The organism is Vibrio pomeroyi, from assembly GCA_041879425.1.
Taxonomy (GTDB): domain Bacteria; phylum Pseudomonadota; class Gammaproteobacteria; order Enterobacterales; family Vibrionaceae; genus Vibrio; species Vibrio pomeroyi_A.
The window spans coordinates 929,654-947,714 of record CP090854.1 but is presented as its reverse complement, the minus strand read 5'-3'; the positions used below and the strand labels follow the sequence as shown (position 1 = coordinate 947,714).

General features: G+C 46.9%; 18 protein-coding genes. All 18 read right to left on the bottom strand.

Features of this window, described 5'->3' with window-relative positions; translation table 11 throughout:
* Positions 1-22: 22 nt before the first annotated feature.
* Positions 23-1,153: a flagellar biosynthesis protein FlhB gene (gene flhB / locus L0992_04320; protein ID XGB67919.1), complete on the bottom strand. Its 1,131-nt coding sequence runs from the start codon at positions 1,151-1,153 to the stop codon at positions 23-25.
* Positions 1,154-1,162: 9 nt separating this feature from the next.
* Positions 1,163-1,945, bottom strand: a complete 783-nt coding sequence (gene fliR, locus L0992_04315; GenBank protein ID XGB67918.1) for a flagellar type III secretion system protein FliR — start codon at positions 1,943-1,945, stop codon at positions 1,163-1,165.
* A 6-nt stretch (positions 1,946-1,951) separates the two neighbouring features.
* A complete protein-coding gene (fliQ, locus tag L0992_04310; GenBank protein XGB67917.1) occupies positions 1,952-2,221 on the bottom strand; it encodes a flagellar biosynthesis protein FliQ in 270 nt (89 codons plus the stop codon).
* Positions 2,222-2,233: 12 nt separating this feature from the next.
* On the bottom strand, positions 2,234-3,163 hold the full coding sequence (fliP, locus tag L0992_04305; GenBank protein ID XGB67916.1) for a flagellar type III secretion system pore protein FliP: 930 nt from the start codon (positions 3,161-3,163) through the stop codon (positions 2,234-2,236).
* Positions 3,150-3,590 (bottom strand): flagellar biosynthetic protein FliO, encoded by a 441-nt coding sequence (fliO, locus tag L0992_04300; protein ID XGB67915.1) that lies wholly within the window; start codon positions 3,588-3,590, stop codon positions 3,150-3,152. Before fliO ends, fliP begins: the two co-directional genes overlap by 14 nt.
* The gene (gene fliN / locus L0992_04295; protein XGB67914.1) at positions 3,590-4,000 is read right to left on the bottom strand and encodes a flagellar motor switch protein FliN; all 411 of its coding nucleotides are present in this window, start codon (positions 3,998-4,000) and stop codon (positions 3,590-3,592) included. The genes fliO and fliN overlap by 1 nt, the downstream gene beginning before the upstream one ends.
* Positions 4,001-4,029: 29 nt before the next feature.
* On the bottom strand, positions 4,030-5,073 hold the full coding sequence (fliM, locus tag L0992_04290) for a flagellar motor switch protein FliM (GenBank protein XGB67913.1): 1,044 nt from the start codon (positions 5,071-5,073) through the stop codon (positions 4,030-4,032).
* 7 nt (positions 5,074-5,080) lie between these two features.
* Positions 5,081-5,569 (bottom strand): flagellar basal body-associated protein FliL, encoded by a 489-nt coding sequence (gene fliL / locus L0992_04285; GenBank protein XGB67912.1) that lies wholly within the window; start codon positions 5,567-5,569, stop codon positions 5,081-5,083.
* Positions 5,570-5,622: 53 nt separating this feature from the next.
* Positions 5,623-7,773: a flagellar hook-length control protein FliK gene (locus L0992_04280; GenBank protein XGB67911.1), complete on the bottom strand. Its 2,151-nt coding sequence runs from the start codon at positions 7,771-7,773 to the stop codon at positions 5,623-5,625.
* A gap of 182 nt (positions 7,774-7,955) precedes the next feature.
* Positions 7,956-8,393, bottom strand: coding sequence for a flagella biosynthesis chaperone FliJ (gene fliJ / locus L0992_04275; protein ID XGB67910.1), 438 nt, complete (start codon positions 8,391-8,393; stop codon positions 7,956-7,958).
* Positions 8,394-8,411: 18 nt separating this feature from the next.
* Complete coding sequence (gene fliI / locus L0992_04270; protein ID XGB67909.1) at positions 8,412-9,731, bottom strand: flagellar protein export ATPase FliI; 1,320 nt, start codon at positions 9,729-9,731, stop codon at positions 8,412-8,414.
* Positions 9,731-10,531, bottom strand: a complete 801-nt coding sequence (gene fliH, locus L0992_04265) for a flagellar assembly protein FliH (protein XGB67908.1) — start codon at positions 10,529-10,531, stop codon at positions 9,731-9,733. Before fliH ends, fliI begins: the two co-directional genes overlap by 1 nt.
* A 125-nt stretch (positions 10,532-10,656) precedes the next feature.
* Positions 10,657-11,718 carry a flagellar motor switch protein FliG gene (gene fliG / locus L0992_04260; protein XGB67907.1) on the bottom strand — a complete coding sequence of 354 codons (1,062 nt, stop codon included), beginning with the start codon at positions 11,716-11,718 and terminating at the stop codon, positions 10,657-10,659.
* Complete coding sequence (gene fliF / locus L0992_04255; protein ID XGB67906.1) at positions 11,711-13,453, bottom strand: flagellar M-ring protein FliF; 1,743 nt, start codon at positions 13,451-13,453, stop codon at positions 11,711-11,713. Before fliF ends, fliG begins: the two co-directional genes overlap by 8 nt.
* A gap of 16 nt (positions 13,454-13,469) precedes the next feature.
* On the bottom strand, positions 13,470-13,781 hold the full coding sequence (fliE, locus tag L0992_04250) for a flagellar hook-basal body complex protein FliE (protein ID XGB67905.1): 312 nt from the start codon (positions 13,779-13,781) through the stop codon (positions 13,470-13,472).
* Between the two features lie 132 nt (positions 13,782-13,913).
* Positions 13,914-15,323: a sigma-54 dependent transcriptional regulator gene (locus tag L0992_04245; GenBank protein ID XGB67904.1), complete on the bottom strand. Its 1,410-nt coding sequence runs from the start codon at positions 15,321-15,323 to the stop codon at positions 13,914-13,916.
* Positions 15,324-15,356: 33 nt separating this feature from the next.
* A complete protein-coding gene (locus L0992_04240; protein XGB67903.1) occupies positions 15,357-16,397 on the bottom strand; it encodes an ATP-binding protein in 1,041 nt (346 codons plus the stop codon).
* A gap of 183 nt (positions 16,398-16,580) precedes the next feature.
* A complete protein-coding gene (locus L0992_04235; GenBank protein ID XGB67902.1) occupies positions 16,581-18,047 on the bottom strand; it encodes a sigma-54 dependent transcriptional regulator in 1,467 nt (488 codons plus the stop codon).
* Between the last annotated feature and the right edge of the window lie 14 nt (positions 18,048-18,061).

Here is an 18,061-nt window from a genome sequence, read left to right as displayed (position 1 = left end):
ACGCTGAGCTCAAGCAATTGATCTAATGACGTAAATCAGGTGGGATCGGCATATTAGAATCTTGCAGTTTTGGTCTCTCTCCCCCGCGTTTTCGATACTGTTTCAGTTGAAAAACATAGGCGAGCACTTGGGCAACCGCTGTAAACAAACCGTCAGGAATTTGTTGTTCGAGCTCTGTGGTGTGATAAAGCGCCCTCGCCAATGGCGGTGCGGGAACAATATAGATGTCATTTTCACGGGCAATTTCACGAATCTTCATCGCCATGTGATCAACACCTTTGGCGACCACAATTGGCGCTTTATCTTGGTTCTGCTTATAGCGCAAAGCCACCGAGAAGTGCTCCGGGTTAGTGACGATCACGTCCGCTTGAGGTACATCGGCCATCATCCGACGCTGAGCTGCTTCCCTTTGCAACATGCGAATTCGGCCTTTCACCTCAGGCTTACCTTCAGTGTCTTTGAATTCGTCTTTCACCTCTTGCTTGGTCATCTTCAGCTGATCGGCGTGTTGCCAGATCTGGAATGGGATATCAATAGCCACCACAATCAACAAAGAGCAACTGATCAACAGAATGAAATTAAGCAAGATATCCAACGCATGGAAGATGTTCTGCGGATAGACATCCATACTCAGCTGCATCAAGTCATGCTGAGACGCTTGAATTAGATAAATCGCCATACCCGACACAAGCGCTACTTTCAAAATAGATTTGAGCAGCTCAACCCAGCTTTGTAGGCCAAACATACGCTTGATACCACTCAGAGGATTGAGCTTAGACGCTTTCGGCATCGCTGCTTGCATCGAGAAGTTAATCCCGCCTACACCTGCCGCGCCAATAACAGCCGCAACAAACAAGGTGATCAGAATTAGGAACAGCGGAAACAGCAGGTTCACCAGTGCGCCACCAGCGATTTCTAGGAGTTTGTTGGTGTCAAAGATTTCTTCGCGGCTCAAAGAGAACAGACGTTGCATAGCCTCGAACAAAGCCTTCGCCATCGATTCGCCAAACCACATTAATGCAATCGCACCGACAATTAATACCGACGCTGACGCTAGCTCTTTTGACCTTGCAACCTGCCCTTTCTCTTTGGCCTGTTGCAAGCGTCTGGGCGTGGCGTCTTCTGTGCGTTCTTGACCGTCTGACTCTGCCATTTCAGCCTCCTAGCAATCTAACCGGATTAGACGACATATCTGTTGCTCGCCTTGCATCCAGAATAGCTCATAGTGACTATACAAGCCGCCAAGGATGTACCAACAAAGTAACAGACCCACGAGTAGCGCAAATGCAAAACCCAAAGAAAAAATGTTTAGCTGAGGTGCTGCACGCGTCATTACACCAAACGACAAGTTAATCGTCAGCAGTGCAATAATGCCAGATAAAGACATCGCCAGTGCTGTTTTGAACATGATACCAAGCCACAATGCGAGTTCTCTAAAATCGACCGAGGTCAGAGAACCACTGCCAATCGGCAAGGTTTTAAAACTGAATACCACCAGCTGCAACATCTTCAAATGACCGTCGGTCGCCAAGAAGAACATAGTCGCAAGTAGCATGAATAGTTGGCCGAGTACTGGTGTGTTTTGACCGTTTGCCGGGTCGACCATTGAGGCGAAGCCCAAGCTCGATTGCATACCGAGGATCTGGCCGAGCATAACGAAGGTTTGAATCATAAACTGGGTAACAAACCCCATCGCCACACCAATCACGATTTGCTCAAAGACGGTAAGAAAGCCTTGAAAAGAGAGCAGTTCAATCTCTTTTGGAACAGCGGGAATTGCAGGCATCACCGCGAAGGTAATTGCCAAACCTAAATACAGACGAATACGCGGCGACACAAAACGTGCACCGGTGACCGTCATCACCATCAGCATGGCTGAGATGCGAGTGTAAGGCCAAAAATAATTGGCTAACCACTCTAGTACAAGGCTCGTTGGGTATTCCATATCGGTTTAATACAGAACTTGAGGTAAGCGTTCGATGAGTTCAAAAAAGAACTCCATCATCATCTGAGTCATCCAGTGCGCAAACAGCATCAATGCCAATAAGGTCACGATCAAACGCGGCAAGAAGCTCAATGTTTGTTCGTTGATCGAGGTCGCCGCTTGGAAAATAGCCACGACCAAACCGATCAGCAGGCTGGGGATAATAATGGCGCAAACCATGATTAATACCATCCAAAGCGCGTCTCGGAACAACTCTACGAATATTTCAGGATTCATGATTTCCCCCAGCTACAAGGCAAAACTGCCGGCGAGTGTGGAGAGTATCAAGTTCCAACCATCAACAAGAACGAACAGCATCAACTTAAACGGCAAAGATACAATCATCGGTGACAACATCATCATACCCATCGCCATCAATACCGACGCTACCACCAAGTCGATAATGAGGAATGGCAAGAACAACATAAAGCCTATCTGGAAAGCCGTTTTCAATTCCGATGTGATAAACGCAGGGATCAATACTGCCATCGAAACATCTTCTGGGTTGGTCACTTCCGCCCCAGAGATTTCAACAAAGGTCTCTAGATCTTTGATTCGAGTCTGTTTGAGCATGAAGGATTTGATCGGCCCTTGGGCAACATCAAATGCCTGTCGCGCAGATATCTGTTCATTCAAATAGGGTTGAACCGCTTGCTCGTTAACCTGATTGATCACGGGTGACATGATGAAAAAGGTCAAGAATATCGCGATACCAATGATCACTTGGTTGGAAGGCGTTTGTTGCAAACCCATCGCCTGACGCAAGATAGACATCACCACCACAATACGGGTGAACGAGGTCATCAATATCACCATTGCCGGCAAGAAGCCAAGCATGGTCATTAACGCTAGAATTTGCAGGTTGATTGAGTAGTCTTCACCACCATTGGCGTTGGTTGTCATGGTGAAAGCAGGAATGCCGCCCCCGTTACCTGTCAAGCTGCCAGTAGTCATGGTGGTTGATTTGGCTTGGTCTTGTTCCATCGTGCTGATGGTGACCGACTCTGAACCCGCGGTGTTGGCAGGGATTACAGTGCCGTCTTCAGCCTGTGCGAATACCGACACACTGAATACTAGGGTACAGAGAAAAGTAAGCTGAACCAGCAGCACTTTTACCGCGCGGAAAGCTCCGGCTTGGCAAAAGTAAGATGAGTTCAAAAGTCCGTTATTTGTTTGCATCTTTTTTCATGAGCTGGGAAAGCTGACTTGAGAATGTACTTTTTTCCAGCATCTCCTGAGTAAGAGGTTTATCAAGCTTAGAGATCAGCTGAATGGATTGTGTGGTAATGCCAACCAAGAACTGCTCATCACCCGCTTGCACGATAGCAATACGCTCTTTTGTGCCCACAGGGATTTGCCTAACAATGGCCAAACCTTGCTGATTGGACATCGCTGGCACTTGCATTCGTTTCAGTAGCCAAGCAATAAATAAGATGAAGGCTATAACGAAAATTAGCGACCCAAAGGTGGTCGCTAAGTCAAGAGAAGGCGGCGTTGCAGCAAAAGCGATGGAAGGAGCAGTTAATAGCCCTACTCCCAAGGTTCCTCGTAACAACCCTGTCATTCCGAGAGAAGAGCCCGCTAGTCTTTGAGACAAAAGACTCATTAACGCAGCTTCTTAATTCGTTCTGTTTGGCTAATAACGTCAGTCAAACGGATACCAAACTTGTCGTTTACTACAACCACTTCACCGTGAGCAATCAAGGTACCGTTTACCATCACATCCAGTGACTCACCGGCAATTCGATCTAGCTCGACAACCGAACCTTGGTTCAATTGAAGTAGGTTACGAATACTGATCTGAGAGCGACCCACTTCCATCGAAATGGTCACTGGGATATCCATAATGGTATCCAGCTTACGACGCTCATCTTCAGAAATCGGAGACGATGAATCAGTTAGCTCATCAAGTGGTGCCGCGAGCACATCATCAACATCAATTGACGGCGCTGAAGGGTCTTCACCAAGTGCTGCCGCCCATTCGTCTGCTAGCTTTTGATCTTCACTAGGTTCCATTACCAATTCCTATACTTTTATCTATTTTGCTATTCGTCATCATCGCTATTTTCTAGCTCAGACATTAAGTCTTTACCTAGAAAGGCGAGATCAGTTTTGACCACATGTGGTCGTTGAATTTTTTCAGAAATCTGCACCGCGAGCTTTTCACCCGAACGACCCATTTTCACACGGTACGTCGGCAGTTCTTCAACAAACATGGTTGCGTGTTCAGGCATATTCATTGGAATCACATCACCTGGACGCAACTCCATTAAATCGCGCAGCGAGATGTCTTGCTCTAGAAGGTTGACGCGGAAGTTAACAGGCACGTCCATGATTTCATCACGCAGTGCTGTACTCCAACGAACGTCGGTTTCCATTTTGTCTGATTGAACACCCGCATCCAGCAATTCACGGATCGGTTCTACCATTGAATAAGGCATCACGACGTGAAAGTCACCACCGCCGCCATCTACTTCAATATGGAACGAACTCACGACGATCACTTCTGTTGGGCTCACAATGTTCGCCATACTTGGGTTCACTTCAGAATCCAGGTATTCAAACTCAACCCCCATCACTGGAGACCAAGCTTCTTTGTAATCTTCAAAAACAATTTTCAGCAGCAGCTGGATAATACGTCTTTCAGTCGGCGTAAATTCACGGCCTTCAATCTTGGCGTGGAAACGACCATCACCACCAAAAAAGTTCTCTACGAGAATAAAAACAAGACGCGCTTCCATGGTGATCAGCGCCGTACCTTTTAACGGACGGAAACGCACCATGTTTAAACTGGTGGGTACATACAATGTGTTTTGGTACTCACCAAACTTCATCATCTGTACGCCGTTGATCGACACTTCAGCCGTTTTACGTAACATATTAAACAAGCTGATACGCATATGACGTGCGAAGCGCTCGTTAATAAGTTCAAGGGTCGGCATTCGACCACGGACGATTCGATCTTGCGATGAGAAGTCGAAATTGACCGCGTTGTCATTTTCGGTTTCTAAGACATCTTCAACTTCTTCAACATCGTCAACGCCGTGTAACAGCGCATCAATTTCGTCTTGGCTTAATAAATCGGTCACAAATTACCTATTGAATTACGAAGTCAGTGAATAGCACTTTTTCAATCACAGGCTGGCCAACAGCTTGAGACAGACTGGCTTTAATATCTTCAGTCGCCTTGTCACGCAGTTCAACTCGCCCTGTTGGGGAACGCAGTTGGTCAACCGTTGCCGAAGCGAACGTTGCTAGCAGTGTACTTTCGACAAGTGGAGAGTGGTAACGCGCAAGATCTTCATTCTTACTTCCGCGCACCATTAGCTGTGCTTTTATCTGGACTAGGCGATCTTTTTTATCACCGGTCACATTGAACAAGAAAGGCTGAGGAATATTAACATACATAACAGGCTCAGCAGCGACCACAGCAGTTGCGGGTTGAGACTGAGATTCAGAAGCACCATCATCTGAGCCTAGGAAAAAGAACAGTGCACCACCAACGCCAAGCAGTAAAACGACTACGGCAATTATGATGATGAGGAGCTTACTTTTCTTTTTAGCTGGATCTAGTTCTGCGTTCATACTGTTCTTTAACTTCCTGTTACTTCCACTAACGAGCTGCTATAGGCCTGATATTAGGCATAATAACTAATTCCATCACGCTTTGATGCGACATTCAATTCAAGATTGCTGCCGCTATCAAGGTTTTCATCACCTTGAGCATCATTTGTGCGGTTAGAGCCGGATTGTTGCTCACCATTGTTGTATCTATCTTGCCCTTGGCCTGAATTCTGTTGTTGAACAGACGAATCAGCGAGCTGCATACCTTGTTGAGCAAGCATCTCTCTTAAACGAGGTAGGGTTTGTTCTATCACATCCCTCGCCTGTTGGCTGTTCACTGTGAAATGAACGCTGGCCACATCATTGTTCATGGTCATGCGAATCTTCATTTGCCCTAACTCTGGTGGGTCGAGGCGGATATCTAAGTTCTTAAGGTTCTTAGACATCATCATTTGCACTTTTTCCGCTACCTGCTCATTCGCGAGTTCTTTAGTCAGCTGCAAAGGCGCTTGTTGAGCAGCTTGAATCTCAGCTCGGGTTGGCGCAGAACCCGCAGTTGTAGCGCCTTGAACACCCGCAGCAGAAGCGATCTGTTGAGCAAATGTCGAATCTTTAGAGTCTTCTTTAGCACCCGCTTTTCCAAGACCAGACAATGCCGCTGCTCCGGCTCCAGCTTTAAGTAACATGTCCGTTGAGCCGGCTTTGGTCGCAACAGGTGCTGCATTCATCGCCACCCCTTGCGCAGTTAAAGCAGGGTCTAAAGCAGCTTGTTGAGGTGAAGCAAGGTTAGCTTGTTGAGCCGCAGCCTGCTGGGCCGCGTGCGCATTATTGGCGTGTAGCATTGTCGCCTTGTCTGAAACAGCATTGGCTGCAGCTTGAGACGAGGCCTGTGATGTCGCTTGCTGAGCAGCGGTCGCGACAGCTGCTGTCGATGCTGCTGCCGCTAAGGCCTTAGCTTCATTCGAATCTGCGTTATCCCAATCAATCGCGGTTGGGTTACCTGAGGTGCCACTCGCATTCGGGGCTTGGCTTAGTAAAGCACTAGCTTGCTGTTGAACGTTGGCGAGCTGTTGATTCAACACTTCTATATTAGAGGTTGCTTTAGCTAAGGCAGCTTGCTCGTCGACCGTCAACTTAGCGCCGCTTTGTTGTTTTTGAAGCAAACCATCCACTACAGACTGCTCTGATTCAATCTGAGTATTCAATTGGTTAAGCGCTTTAGTATGCGCATCAACCTGTTTCGCTAGCTCGAGTTCAGCAGGTGAGAGTGCTTGCCTTTGATCGGTAGTAACCGCGCTAGCCGCATTTTTCTGGTTCAGCTCTCGGCTCATGCTTGCTTCGATCTGCTCAGGGGTCACGCCTTTGTCCATTAGCTGTCGGATTTCATCATCAGTCAGCTGAGAAACACCCTTACCACCGGTAAGCACCGCAATTTCAGAGTCCACTTCAAGAGCGCTGTCTGAGTTTGCCGTATTATTTTGTTGTGTAGCCAGACCCGCAACGGAGGCACCTGCAATAGGAGCACCCGCGATATTACTTTGAGCTTGGTCTATCTGAGCTTGCTGAGGCAAGCCTTTGCCGTTCGGTGTCTTATTAAGCGTTTTGTTTGCCTCATCCAACTGACCAAGTAATTTATTGCCTTCGCTCATCGCTGCGTTGGCTTGAGAAGCATCCTTGGCTTTTAATTCTGCAGTTTGATCTTTTGAATGTTGACCAGCAGAAGCAGCTTGAAGTTGTTCACCTTCGGATTGAGCTTTCTCAGCAGAGGTGTCATCACCCGCCATGTTCGATGAGGTTTTGTCTTTCGACTGCAAATCTAATTCAGCCGTTTGTTCAACACCTGACTTATTGGTCTTCGCATCTTCAACAGGCGCCTTTTCAGCACCTGCCGTTGTAACAGCTTGTTTGGCTTGAGCCTCGCTAGTCGCATCTGTGCTCTTTGATTCAGCTACATCGCCTTGCGTTTTCCCCGCCGACTCACTGTTAGCCTTTTCAGAAGACGCATCACCTTCAGCCGAAGGTTGTTTGCCTTCAGATTTTGAGGCACTTTCTGCGCCTTTTACTGCAGCCTTGCTGTCACTTTCTTCAAAGCCGAGCGCTTCTTTAAACGACTCAAAAAAACCTTTTGAATCGCCGGTTTCTTCTACCTTTGAAGCGGTAGAACCGGTTTCCAACAACGATGACGTTTTGTTGGTCGCTGAATTTGAGGAAGGACTAACATTCATATATACAAGCTCTATCTACTAGCTTTGCTGCCACAAAATCGGCAACAAAAAGAAAGTCGGGCGCTTTTCATACCTTTAGCAGGCAAAAGGCGCAATTTTATATAAAACGGAGCAAGAAACATGCCTATAAGTTTCGATATTACAATCTAGCGAATATCACCGATGTCATTCGTGGCTTAGGATCACATCTTCTTTCGGCTGTACAACAGCGTTGAGAACTCATCCATCTGCTTCTGCTCTCTTTGATCTTGCAGTCTGGCTTTCTCTTTCTGCTTTTTCTCCATCAACCACTCGTAAGATTTGCGTTTTTTACGCAATTCCATCCAGTAGCTCTGGCAGTTATCGACCTGATTTTTAAAGTGATGCTCTGCTTCCCTCTGTTTAGAAAGCGTTTCATCCAACTGGGTTAAGAAGCGATTCAAGTGACCATATTGACTGGCGGTTAACCCAGCCTTGCCACGGTCAACCAATTGCTGACAGTAATCCAGTCGATACTTTTCAATCTGCGCGACCTGTTCGTAATAACCTTGTAGCTCTGCATTGGCTTTATTCAGCGCTAATACGGCTTGGTTTTCTTGGTCTTTGGCTTGATCAAGAAGAAACTCTAATGCGTTATCCATGACTAACCTTATTCATCGTTAGCCACCTAACACATGCTTCAACATGTTGACGCACATGTCGTAAGGAACCGTTTCTTTCATCTTCTGCTGTAAGTACTCGTCCAGTTTCGGCTTCAAGGTGAAGGCGCTATCAATCGCAGGGTCAGTACCCGGTTTGTAAGCACCAATCGATACCAAGTCTTGGTTTTTGCGACAAATAGACAGCACTTGTCTGACCGCTTTCGACATCAAGACATGTTCTTCGGTGGTGATTTGAGGCATCACACGGCTGACGGATTTCTCAACATCAATCGCAGGGTAATGACCCGCATCCGCCATCTCACGCGACAACACAACGTGACCATCAAGAATCGCTCGCGATGCATCGGCAATTGGATCTTGTAAGTCATCACCTTCGGTTAACACGGTAAAGAAAGCGGTGATCGAGCCTTGTTCATCGTTGCCGTTACCCGCACGTTCTACCAGCGCAGGAAGCTTAGCAAATACTGAAGGCGGATAACCTTTAGTTGCTGGTGGCTCGCCAACAGATAGTGCGATTTCACGCTGAGCTTGTGCAAAACGGGTCAGTGAGTCCATCAAGAGCAGAACATCTAAACCTTGGTCACGGAAGTATTCCGCCACCGTTAGCGCCGTTTGACAGCCCTTCAATCGCATCAATGGCGATGAGTCTGCAGGCGCGGCAACAACAACCGACCGTTTACGACCGTCTTCACCGAGAATCTCTTCGATAAATTCTTTTACTTCACGTCCACGTTCACCGATTAGACCCACCACAACCACTTGCGCAGTTGTACCTCTGGTCATCATGCCTAGTGTTACGGATTTACCGACACCAGAACCCGCAAATAGACCAATACGCTGCCCTTTACCTACCGTCAGCAAGCCGTTAATCGCCTTTAAGCCAACATCAAGCGGCTCGGAGATTGGTTTACGTGCTAACGGGTTAATAGGCTCTGCATTAAACGAAGCGCGTTGCTCGGTATAGATTGGGCCAAGTCCATCTAGAGGATTACCGACACCGTCAATGACACGACCAAGCAGTTCCATCCCGACCGGAATGCCACTTTCAGAGGTCATTGGTGTGACGCGAGCACCGGGTAAGATCCCTGTGATTTGTTCGCTTGGCATTAAAAATAGGTTATCGCCAGAGAAGCCAACGACTTCGGCTTCCATCTGACCAGACATGGTCTCAACCAAGCACAAGCTACCAATCGGCGCTTTACAGCCTGTTGCCTCAAGGGTTAAGCCGACAACACGCACCAATTTACCGGAGGCAACGGGTCGCGATTTTAGCCCTTCGATTTTGTATTGGCTGAGACGATTAGCTAACTCAAGCATTACACATGGCCTTGATGACGATTAGCGCCGCAGAAGCTTTGAATCACGTTCTTCACGCGCTCTTCCATTCGATAGTTAACGCTCGACTCTCCTGCTTCGATTTGGACATCACCACGGTTGAGTGCAGGCTCGGCTACTAACGTCCAATTACGGCAGTCCAATTCGGTTTCACCATACGCAGAGCGAATAATCGCAACGTCTTCAGGGTTAAGCTTCAAGGTAATCGCGTGACCAGAGATTGGCAGTGACTCGACCGACTCTTTCACGGTATCTAAGATGATTTGTGGGTTGGTTTGAACTTCAACGTGAACCACTTCTTTAACCATGGTTAACACCATGTCGACAAGTTGCTTCTCAACCTGAGCATTCATTAGCTCCAAAGGTTGAGCAAACTGATTCGCGAGCCCCATAAAGATGGCAACTTGCTGCTGGATATACTCTTGACCAGCAGTCACGCCTTCAAGCTTACCGGCTTCATTACCTTCAGCATGACCTGCGACAAAACCTTCTTCTTTGCCCTTTTCATAGCCCTGCTTGAAGCCCGCTTCTTGACCTTGATGCAGGCCTTCTTGATAAGCGCCCTGCTTTATCAGTTCGATTTGCTCTTCGGTCAGAACAAGCTCTTCATCTTCAATGGCTTCTTCTACCGTAGGCATCCAACCCGGATCGTAGTTAAACGCCGTTTCTTTGGCTTGTTTACTCACATCAGAGGTGTAGTCAGGCAGCCCCCATTTCTGAGGTTGGGCAACCGTATTATCTTCTTCAGGGCGAAGGAAGCCGCGTTTTCTATCACCTGACATATCAGTACCTATCTATGAGTGAGTCAAACTGCATTGCAAATTCAAGCAGTTAAACTTAATTAATCTGTGGTTCGAGATTGGATAAAGAAAAGCCCCAACGGTGTGGGGCTTTTGAGGTTTCTGTATTAAAGGAACTCGTCGGCGCCACCAGACAGCATAATCTCGCCACTGTCGGCCATCTTCCTCGCAATACCCAAAATCTCTTTCTGAGCCGCTTCTACATCAGAGACTTTCACTGGCGGCATCGCCTCAATATCGTCTCTCATCATATCGGCAGCACGTTTAGACATGTTCTTGAAGATCTTCTCACGCAGACCTTCATCAGCACCTTTAAGTGCTTTCTGTAGAATGTCTTGTGGAACATCACGCAGCAGTCGTTGAACACCTTGGTCATCAACTTCAATAAGGTTTTCAAAGACAAACATAAGATCTTGAATCTGAGTTGCCATGTCTTCGTCTTGATCCCGGATTTGATCCATCAAGACACCTTCAACGTTGTTGTCCATGTAGTTCATGATCTCAGCCGCAGCTTTCAGGCCACCAATTTTGGCTGCTTGAGCACCAGCTTGACCCGCGAACTGTTTCTCCATGATTTCATTCAGTTCAGCAAGTGCTGACGGTTGAACTTCTTCAAGGTTAGCAATACGCATCATCAGATCCAGACGAACACGCTCTGGGAACTGAGACAATATCTCTGCCGACTGATCAGCATCGAGATACGACAATACAATCGTTTGAATCTGCGGGTGCTCGTTGATGATGATGCTCGCCACCTGACGAGGATCCATCCACTTAAGAGAATCCAAGCCTTTAGAGCCGGTTCCCAGAAGGATTTGGTCAACAAGGTTATTCGCCTTATCTTCACCCAGAGCAGCCACCAGCGCATTACGCATGAAGTCTTCGCTGCCCATACCAATGTTGGTGTACTTCTGAATATCATCCAAGAAAGCACGGTGCACTGCGCCTACCTTCTCTTGTGATAAGTCCGTTGCACGAGCCATCGCACTACCCACACGCTGAACCTGCTTAGGCTCTAGGTGACGAATAATACCCGCCGCATCTTCTTCGTTTAAACTTAACAACAAGATCGCTGCGCGCTCATCGCCTGAGATTGAGGCGATATCCACACTTGCGACATCAAGCACATCACCGCCTTCAGCTTGTTGTGGAACAATTTCGTTAGCCATCTGTCATCCAATTCTTAACTACTTGAGCTGCTAGCTCTGGTTCATTAGCGACAAGTGCACGTACTGCTTTAAGCACGTCCTCGTCTTTGTGCAGGTTAGGTAAGTCGATGCTTGAACCAAATTCAAACAGCTCACCACCTTCTATATCACCGCCAATTAGGCTGGTTTCGCCGTCGGCACCAATTGGCATACCATCAGGGCCGTACATTTGATCGTCGTTATCAGCGGCTGGGTTAAGCAGTTTCTTCATTGCAGGGCGAACAAGGACTAATACCACCACAATAATAACCAGCGCACTCGCAAACCAACGAACCCAATCATTGAAGTTTGGATGTTCCCAAATCGGCACATCAGCGACAACATCAGTGACTTGAGGTGCGAACTGCATGCTTAATACGTTGAGCAAATCACCACGAGTTTCATCAAAGCCCACCGTACCAATCAGCACTTGGCGAATGGCATTAATTTCGCTCGCTGGAATTGGCGTGTGAACTACTTCACCTGTATCTGGGTTCAATGATTGACGGTCTTTAATCGCGACAGAAACTGTCTGACGGTTCACTGTACCAGTCTGTTTACGCTCGTGACTGATGGTTGTGTCTAGCTCGAAGTTTCGTGTCGCTTCTTTATGAACCGAACCTTGGCCGGTCAAAGCGCCGTCTTTCATCTGGGCAACGTCTTGCGGGATTGAAGCATCAGCAGGAGGCTGATTACTCAAGGCACCCGGAATGCCTGCCACAGTATTGCCGTTGTTATAATCTTCTAATGTGTATTCGCTTCGTGTTGCTGGCGTGTTCGGATCAAAACGCTTTCTCGTTTGCTCCACAGCACTGAAATCGAGCTGAATATCAACCTGAGCGGTATAGTTACCAAACCCAAGAATCGGAATCAGGATAGAGTCAATTTTCTCACGCAGCGCTTGTTCTTGGTTACGCTCTAACTCGTGTTCTTTACGACGCGCCGCTGACATCGGGTCTTGAGAACCTGAACTCAGAAGTCGACCGTGTTGATCGGTTACAGTAATGCGTGACGTTTTCATTCCCGGAACGGCACTCGCCACCATATCCACAACAGAATCGACTTCTTGCTGCTTGAGGTTAGTACCTGTTTTTAGAGTTAAGAATACTGAGGCAGAAGCTTCTTGGTTATGGCGCACGAACACGCTTTGCTTTGGCAAGGCTAATAAAACCTGCGCTTTACGCACTTGTTTCATCTGCTCAATGGCTTTTGCAAGCTGTCTTTCTCGGCTTAACTTAAGGCGCTCTTGCTCTAAACGTTGTGATACACCGAAGCCCATGTCTTGCATGAGGATGTCATCACCCGCGTTTCGCTCTTGGTTCAAACCAGCTCGTACCATATTTAGCTTCAACGAGTTGTACTCGCTAGCAGGAACCGAGATGGTATTGCCTTCAAGAGAGTACTCGATCTTCTGCAGATCTAAGTAATCAAGAACCGGGATTAATTCTTCTGTTTCGTAGGCCCCTAATGGACGCATTTCTGGCTCTTTAACCCAGAAAAACAGCATCACAATCAGCGCTACACAGATAGAGATAGAAAGGACTAAGACAACCTGACGAAGTAAATCGAGGTCACCTACTGCCATATCGAACTTCGATGAACTGCGTTCACCTAGATCGGGATTTTGCCCTTCGCCGTCTAGCTCAGAGCCTGCAATAAGTGCGTGGTCGTTGCTATCGCTCACGGTTAAATCTGTTGTTTGACTATTATCTGCCACTATTTAACTACCTAACTTATACCGGCATGTTCATCAGCTCTTTGTACGATTCGACCAATTTATTTCTAATTTGGATCGTCGCCTCAAAAGCCACACTAGATTTATTACGAGCAATCATCACGTCTGATAGAGACACGCTTTGGTCACCGCTATCAAAACGAGCTTGAAGATCACCTGAGGTCTTCTGTAATGAGTTCACATTATTGATGGCATTAGTCAGCATGTTGCCAAAATCTGCACCGACCGCTTGCCCCGTTGCTGCGGGACGCGCGCTGGCAGCTTCGACCATCATTGCCTGCATTTCGCCTTGTAAACCATCTATTCTCATCTACTACCTCAGGAGTCAAAATTATGACTATCTATTTAGCTGTATTATTGACAGAGCAATTAGCGTGCCACACATTAAATTGACTAGATATCGTATTACACTAGTCAGAAAGCTGACACTACTAATCTATCCTCAGTTTGGGATATCTATTCCAGCATCACGCATTTTCGCCAACTTATAACGCAATGTACGAGGGCTGATACCCAGCTTCTCGGCCATATCTTTACGTCGGCCATTGCATGCGATCAAGGTTTCAAGAATGATCGCATACTCTTGATCTCTAAGCTCATTACCGAGCCCTTCACTGCTAGCCGCCACTTTACTTATTGGATTTGCTTCAGCAATCGGCTTAATGTCTGGCGTCGCAACGTCATTACCTTCAACTATTTGTTGTAGGCTGCTTGCATCTTGCCAATCGACACCTTCAAGCAGAATGTGCTCACCAGAGATATTCTCTTGTTCGCTTAAGATTAACGCACGCTGTACCACATTATCTAATTCACGAACATTGCCCGGCCACGGATAATTGACGAGTTTGCTGATCGCTTGTGCCGACATCACTGGCACTGGCATACCAAGTTTGGTGCAGTGACGCTCAACTAAGTGTTTGGCTAAAGGCTCAATATCGCCTTTACGCTCACACAGTGGTGGCCAAGAAATTGGGAACACATTCAGTCGGTAGTATAAATCTTCACGGAAATTCCCTTCAGAAACATACTGTTTAAGATCTCGGTTACTGGTCGCTAACACACGAACATCTAACTTGATGCTCTTACGGCTACCTAAACGCTCAACCTCGCGCTCTTGTAAGACACGCAGTAGTTTGGCTTGAAGGCTAAGATCCATTTCACTGATCTCATCCAACAAAATCGTGCCGCCTTGCGCTTGTTCGAATTTACCTGGGCAAGCTTGAATAGCGCCAGTAAATGCGCCTTTTTCATAACCAAACAGGGTTGCTTCCAACATATTGTCTGGGATTGCCGCACAGTTGATCGCGACAAACGGACCATCTTTACGACTAGATGCGTTGTGAATATAGCGAGACATCACCTCTTTGCCTGAACCACTAGGCCCAAGCACCATGACATTGGCGTCTGTTTTCGCAACTTTATCAGCCAGCATCATTAGCTTAATGCTTTTTTCATCGGCAACGATGGCATCACCATTGTCGTCCGACTTTACGGGAGCGTAGCGGCTCACCATGTTTAACAATACTTCCGGCGCAAATGGCTTCGCCATGTAATCGATCGCGCCCTCTTTCATTGCTGCAACGGCGTCTTCAATGTTGGCGTAAGCAGTCATCAACAGCACCGGTAAATTTGGCCAGTGCTGCTTGATATTTCTCAGTAGCGCCAAACCGCCCATGCCTGCCATTTGAACGTCAGACACAACAATATCAACGGAGTTGGATTTTAATTTGACCAGAGCATCTTCCGCACTATCTGCTTCCAGCCATTCATAGCCAGCCAGCGCGAGAGTGTCGACAAGGGCTTCGCGTAGACCTTCATCATCTTCGACGATTAACACTTTGCTTTGAGCCATAGGATTCTCCAGTGTAAATTCAGTTAAAACTTATTAGTCTTCAGTAGAAGCGCTTCTTTCTAGCGGCAAGCACATAGTAAAACATGCGCCATCACCTTCTTCTGAGATCAATTCCAGTCGGCCTTCATGTGCTCGACATACCATTTGTACAACCGCTAAGCCTAAACCTGTACCTTGAGAACGAGTGGTAAAGAATGGTTCCATAATTTTACCTTGAAGTTCTTTCGGTACGCCGGGGCCACTGTCTTGTACTGATATCTTAAGCTCGCCGTTTACTGGTCTAAAAAACACATCAATCTGCGATTCCTTGCCAGCAATTTGAACCGCATTCAAAACCAGATTACTTAACGCTGATGCGATGGCGTTGGCGTTGCCAAACATTTGAGTCTCTTCGCCTTCAACCTCCTGACAATAATCAATCTGGTTGGATTTCAGTGCCGCTTCCACCATAGGGTGAAATTCGGTAATCAATTCAGCGACAGTAAATGGCTTAACCACCTTGTTATCGCCACCTTTGGCAAACAACAGCATGTCATTCACTTGTTTTTCTAAGTCATGCAATCTATCCATAAGCTTAGATTGAAAACGTGTCTTTGTTGCCGGCGGCAGGTTCGGCGCGGCAAGGTTGGATGCATACAACATCGCGCTAGAAAGCGGCGTACGAACCTGATGGGCCAGCGAGGCCACCATTCTGCCTAACGACGACAAGCGTTGAAGATCACTCACGCGAGACTGCAAAAGGCGAGTTTCTGTCAGGTCGGTAATCAAGATAAGCTGACCTGTAGTCGAAGCTGAAATCGCCAAACGTACCTTTCTCCCATTTTTCAATGAGATCTCATGACCATCATCGTCTTTAGGGTCGAAGGCACTTTGAATGACCGAAAACCACTTCTCGCCTACGAGCTCTACCCCAAGAATACGGTGCGCTTCTGGGTTGGCTTCTCTCACTTCGCCATGTGTATCTAACAAGATGACCCCTGCTGGCATCACATCGAGCACTTGCTTGTAGCGCTCAACCTGCTGTTCAACAGAATCTAGGTGTGATTGATTTTCTGGTTCGTTAGATACGTGCATGTCAAAAATTTGCCTCAAATACTAAAACAGCCTGACACGTAAAACACGAATCAGGCTATTTGCTATATTTATCACATAGTTAAGCAAGCAACAACTCGACTATGGTTTATCAATTCACTTAGCTAGCGTTACGAAATAGCTAAAATGTGCGTGCTAGTTTTCACTTTCGTATAAAAATGGGCACTAACGCTGCAAGTTATATTTACGCATTTTTTCAACCAAAGTGGTTCTGCGCATTCCAAGCATGTCAGCTGCACGAGCAACAATACCGCCCTGTGCTTCCAAAGCTTGGTTGATCATATTCACTTCCATGTCCGCAAGCAGCTCTTTCAGGTTTACCCCTTCTGGTGGTAACTCTTGAGGTGCATTCGCGTTGTCAGCGATATCATCTTGCTGATCAAAGCTGAAATCTTCTGAGAACAAATCAGCCAGTGCATCACGCTCTTGCTCTTCTTCGGACACAAAGCTATTAAACTCAGGCTGGAACTCAGGAATATCGCTGTATCGATACTTAGTTGGTAGATGGTTTACATCAACCAAGCTATTAGGATAAAGGATGACCATACGCTCAACTAGGTTCGCTAATTCACGAACGTTACCTGGCCAGTAATGCTCCATCAAAGAGTTAATCGCGCGAGGCGTAAAGCAAATAGGCATGCTGCCTTCCGCTTCCATTCGTGTCATCAGCTCTTGAAGCAATAATGGAATATCTTCTTTGCGATCTTGCAGCGCCGGCATCTCAATCGGGAATACATTCAAGCGGTAGTAAAGATCTTCACGGAACGAGTCATCGTCGATCATGTCTTCAAGGTTACGGTGCGTTGCCGCAATCACGCGAACATCAGCTTGAATCGTGCTATTGCCACCTACGCGCTCAAAGCATCGTTCTTGTAAAACGCGTAGCAGCTTAACCTGCATCGCCATTGGCATATCGCCAATCTCATCAAGAAACAGTGTGCCACCTTCAGCCAATTCAAAGCGGCCTTTACGTGCAGTAATCGCACCAGTAAATGCGCCCTTCTCATGGCCGAACAGTTCGCTTTCCAATAAGTCTGGCGGAATTGCGCCACAGTTCACTGGCACGAAAGGCCCAGAACGACGCTTAGAATGATAATGAATATTACGTGCTACGACTTCTTTACCCGTGCCTGATTCACCAAGAATCAATACATTCGCTTCTGTCGAAGAGACTTGTTCAATTAAGTGACGTACTTCTTGAATGCCAGCACTTTGACCAACTAGGCTACGAAACAGTGTGTTCTTACGTGCCGAAGAGACAACTTGAACACCCTTACGGCCTAAGAAGTCTTTACAGTGTCTTAATGCATCACTTAATTGCGGGTAGTTAAGAGGAAGCTCAAGTTCACCAACAAAGTTAGTGAGCTCGTCAACCGGGTGATTATTTTTGCCAATCACTAATAGTGGGATGTGATTGGCGTGAACAAGCTTTTCATTCAGTAATGCGTTGAAGCCTTTACCTTTAATTGAGCCAATGATGCAGCCGGCCCACTGTTGTGACCAGTCAACCTTGCGCGCTTGTTCAGAGCTGATTACTTCGCAGCTCTCTCCTACAAACTCTAATATTGTGCTTAAATTGTGACGATCTTGAGCGTTATCGTCGACGACAAGCAGTTTTGCCAAACCTTGCATAAGTAGGAATTATT

Coding starts and splice junctions, on each gene's coding strand:
- fliH (XGB67908.1), bottom strand. CDS start 10,531: ATGTCAGGTGATAGAAAACGCGGCTTCCTTCGCCCTGAAGAAGATAAT.
- L0992_04235 (XGB67902.1), bottom strand. CDS start 18,047: ATGCAAGGTTTGGCAAAACTGCTTGTCGTCGACGATAACGCTCAAGAT.
- fliE (XGB67905.1), bottom strand. CDS start 13,781: ATGAGAATAGATGGTTTACAAGGCGAAATGCAGGCAATGATGGTCGAA.
- L0992_04245 (XGB67904.1), bottom strand. CDS start 15,323: ATGGCTCAAAGCAAAGTGTTAATCGTCGAAGATGATGAAGGTCTACGC.
- fliQ (XGB67917.1), bottom strand. CDS start 2,221: ATGAATCCTGAAATATTCGTAGAGTTGTTCCGAGACGCGCTTTGGATG.
- fliN (XGB67914.1), bottom strand. CDS start 4,000: ATGGAACCTAGTGAAGATCAAAAGCTAGCAGACGAATGGGCGGCAGCA.
- flhB (XGB67919.1), bottom strand. CDS start 1,153: ATGGCAGAGTCAGACGGTCAAGAACGCACAGAAGACGCCACGCCCAGA.
- fliI (XGB67909.1), bottom strand. CDS start 9,731: ATGCTTGAGTTAGCTAATCGTCTCAGCCAATACAAAATCGAAGGGCTA.
- fliR (XGB67918.1), bottom strand. CDS start 1,945: ATGGAATACCCAACGAGCCTTGTACTAGAGTGGTTAGCCAATTATTTT.
- L0992_04240 (XGB67903.1), bottom strand. CDS start 16,397: ATGCACGTATCTAACGAACCAGAAAATCAATCACACCTAGATTCTGTT.
- fliP (XGB67916.1), bottom strand. CDS start 3,163: ATGCAAACAAATAACGGACTTTTGAACTCATCTTACTTTTGCCAAGCC.
- fliL (XGB67912.1), bottom strand. CDS start 5,569: ATGAACGCAGAACTAGATCCAGCTAAAAAGAAAAGTAAGCTCCTCATC.
- fliG (XGB67907.1), bottom strand. CDS start 11,718: ATGGCTAACGAAATTGTTCCACAACAAGCTGAAGGCGGTGATGTGCTT.
- fliJ (XGB67910.1), bottom strand. CDS start 8,393: ATGGATAACGCATTAGAGTTTCTTCTTGATCAAGCCAAAGACCAAGAA.
- L0992_04280 (XGB67911.1), bottom strand. CDS start 7,773: ATGAATGTTAGTCCTTCCTCAAATTCAGCGACCAACAAAACGTCATCG.
- fliO (XGB67915.1), bottom strand. CDS start 3,590: ATGAGTCTTTTGTCTCAAAGACTAGCGGGCTCTTCTCTCGGAATGACA.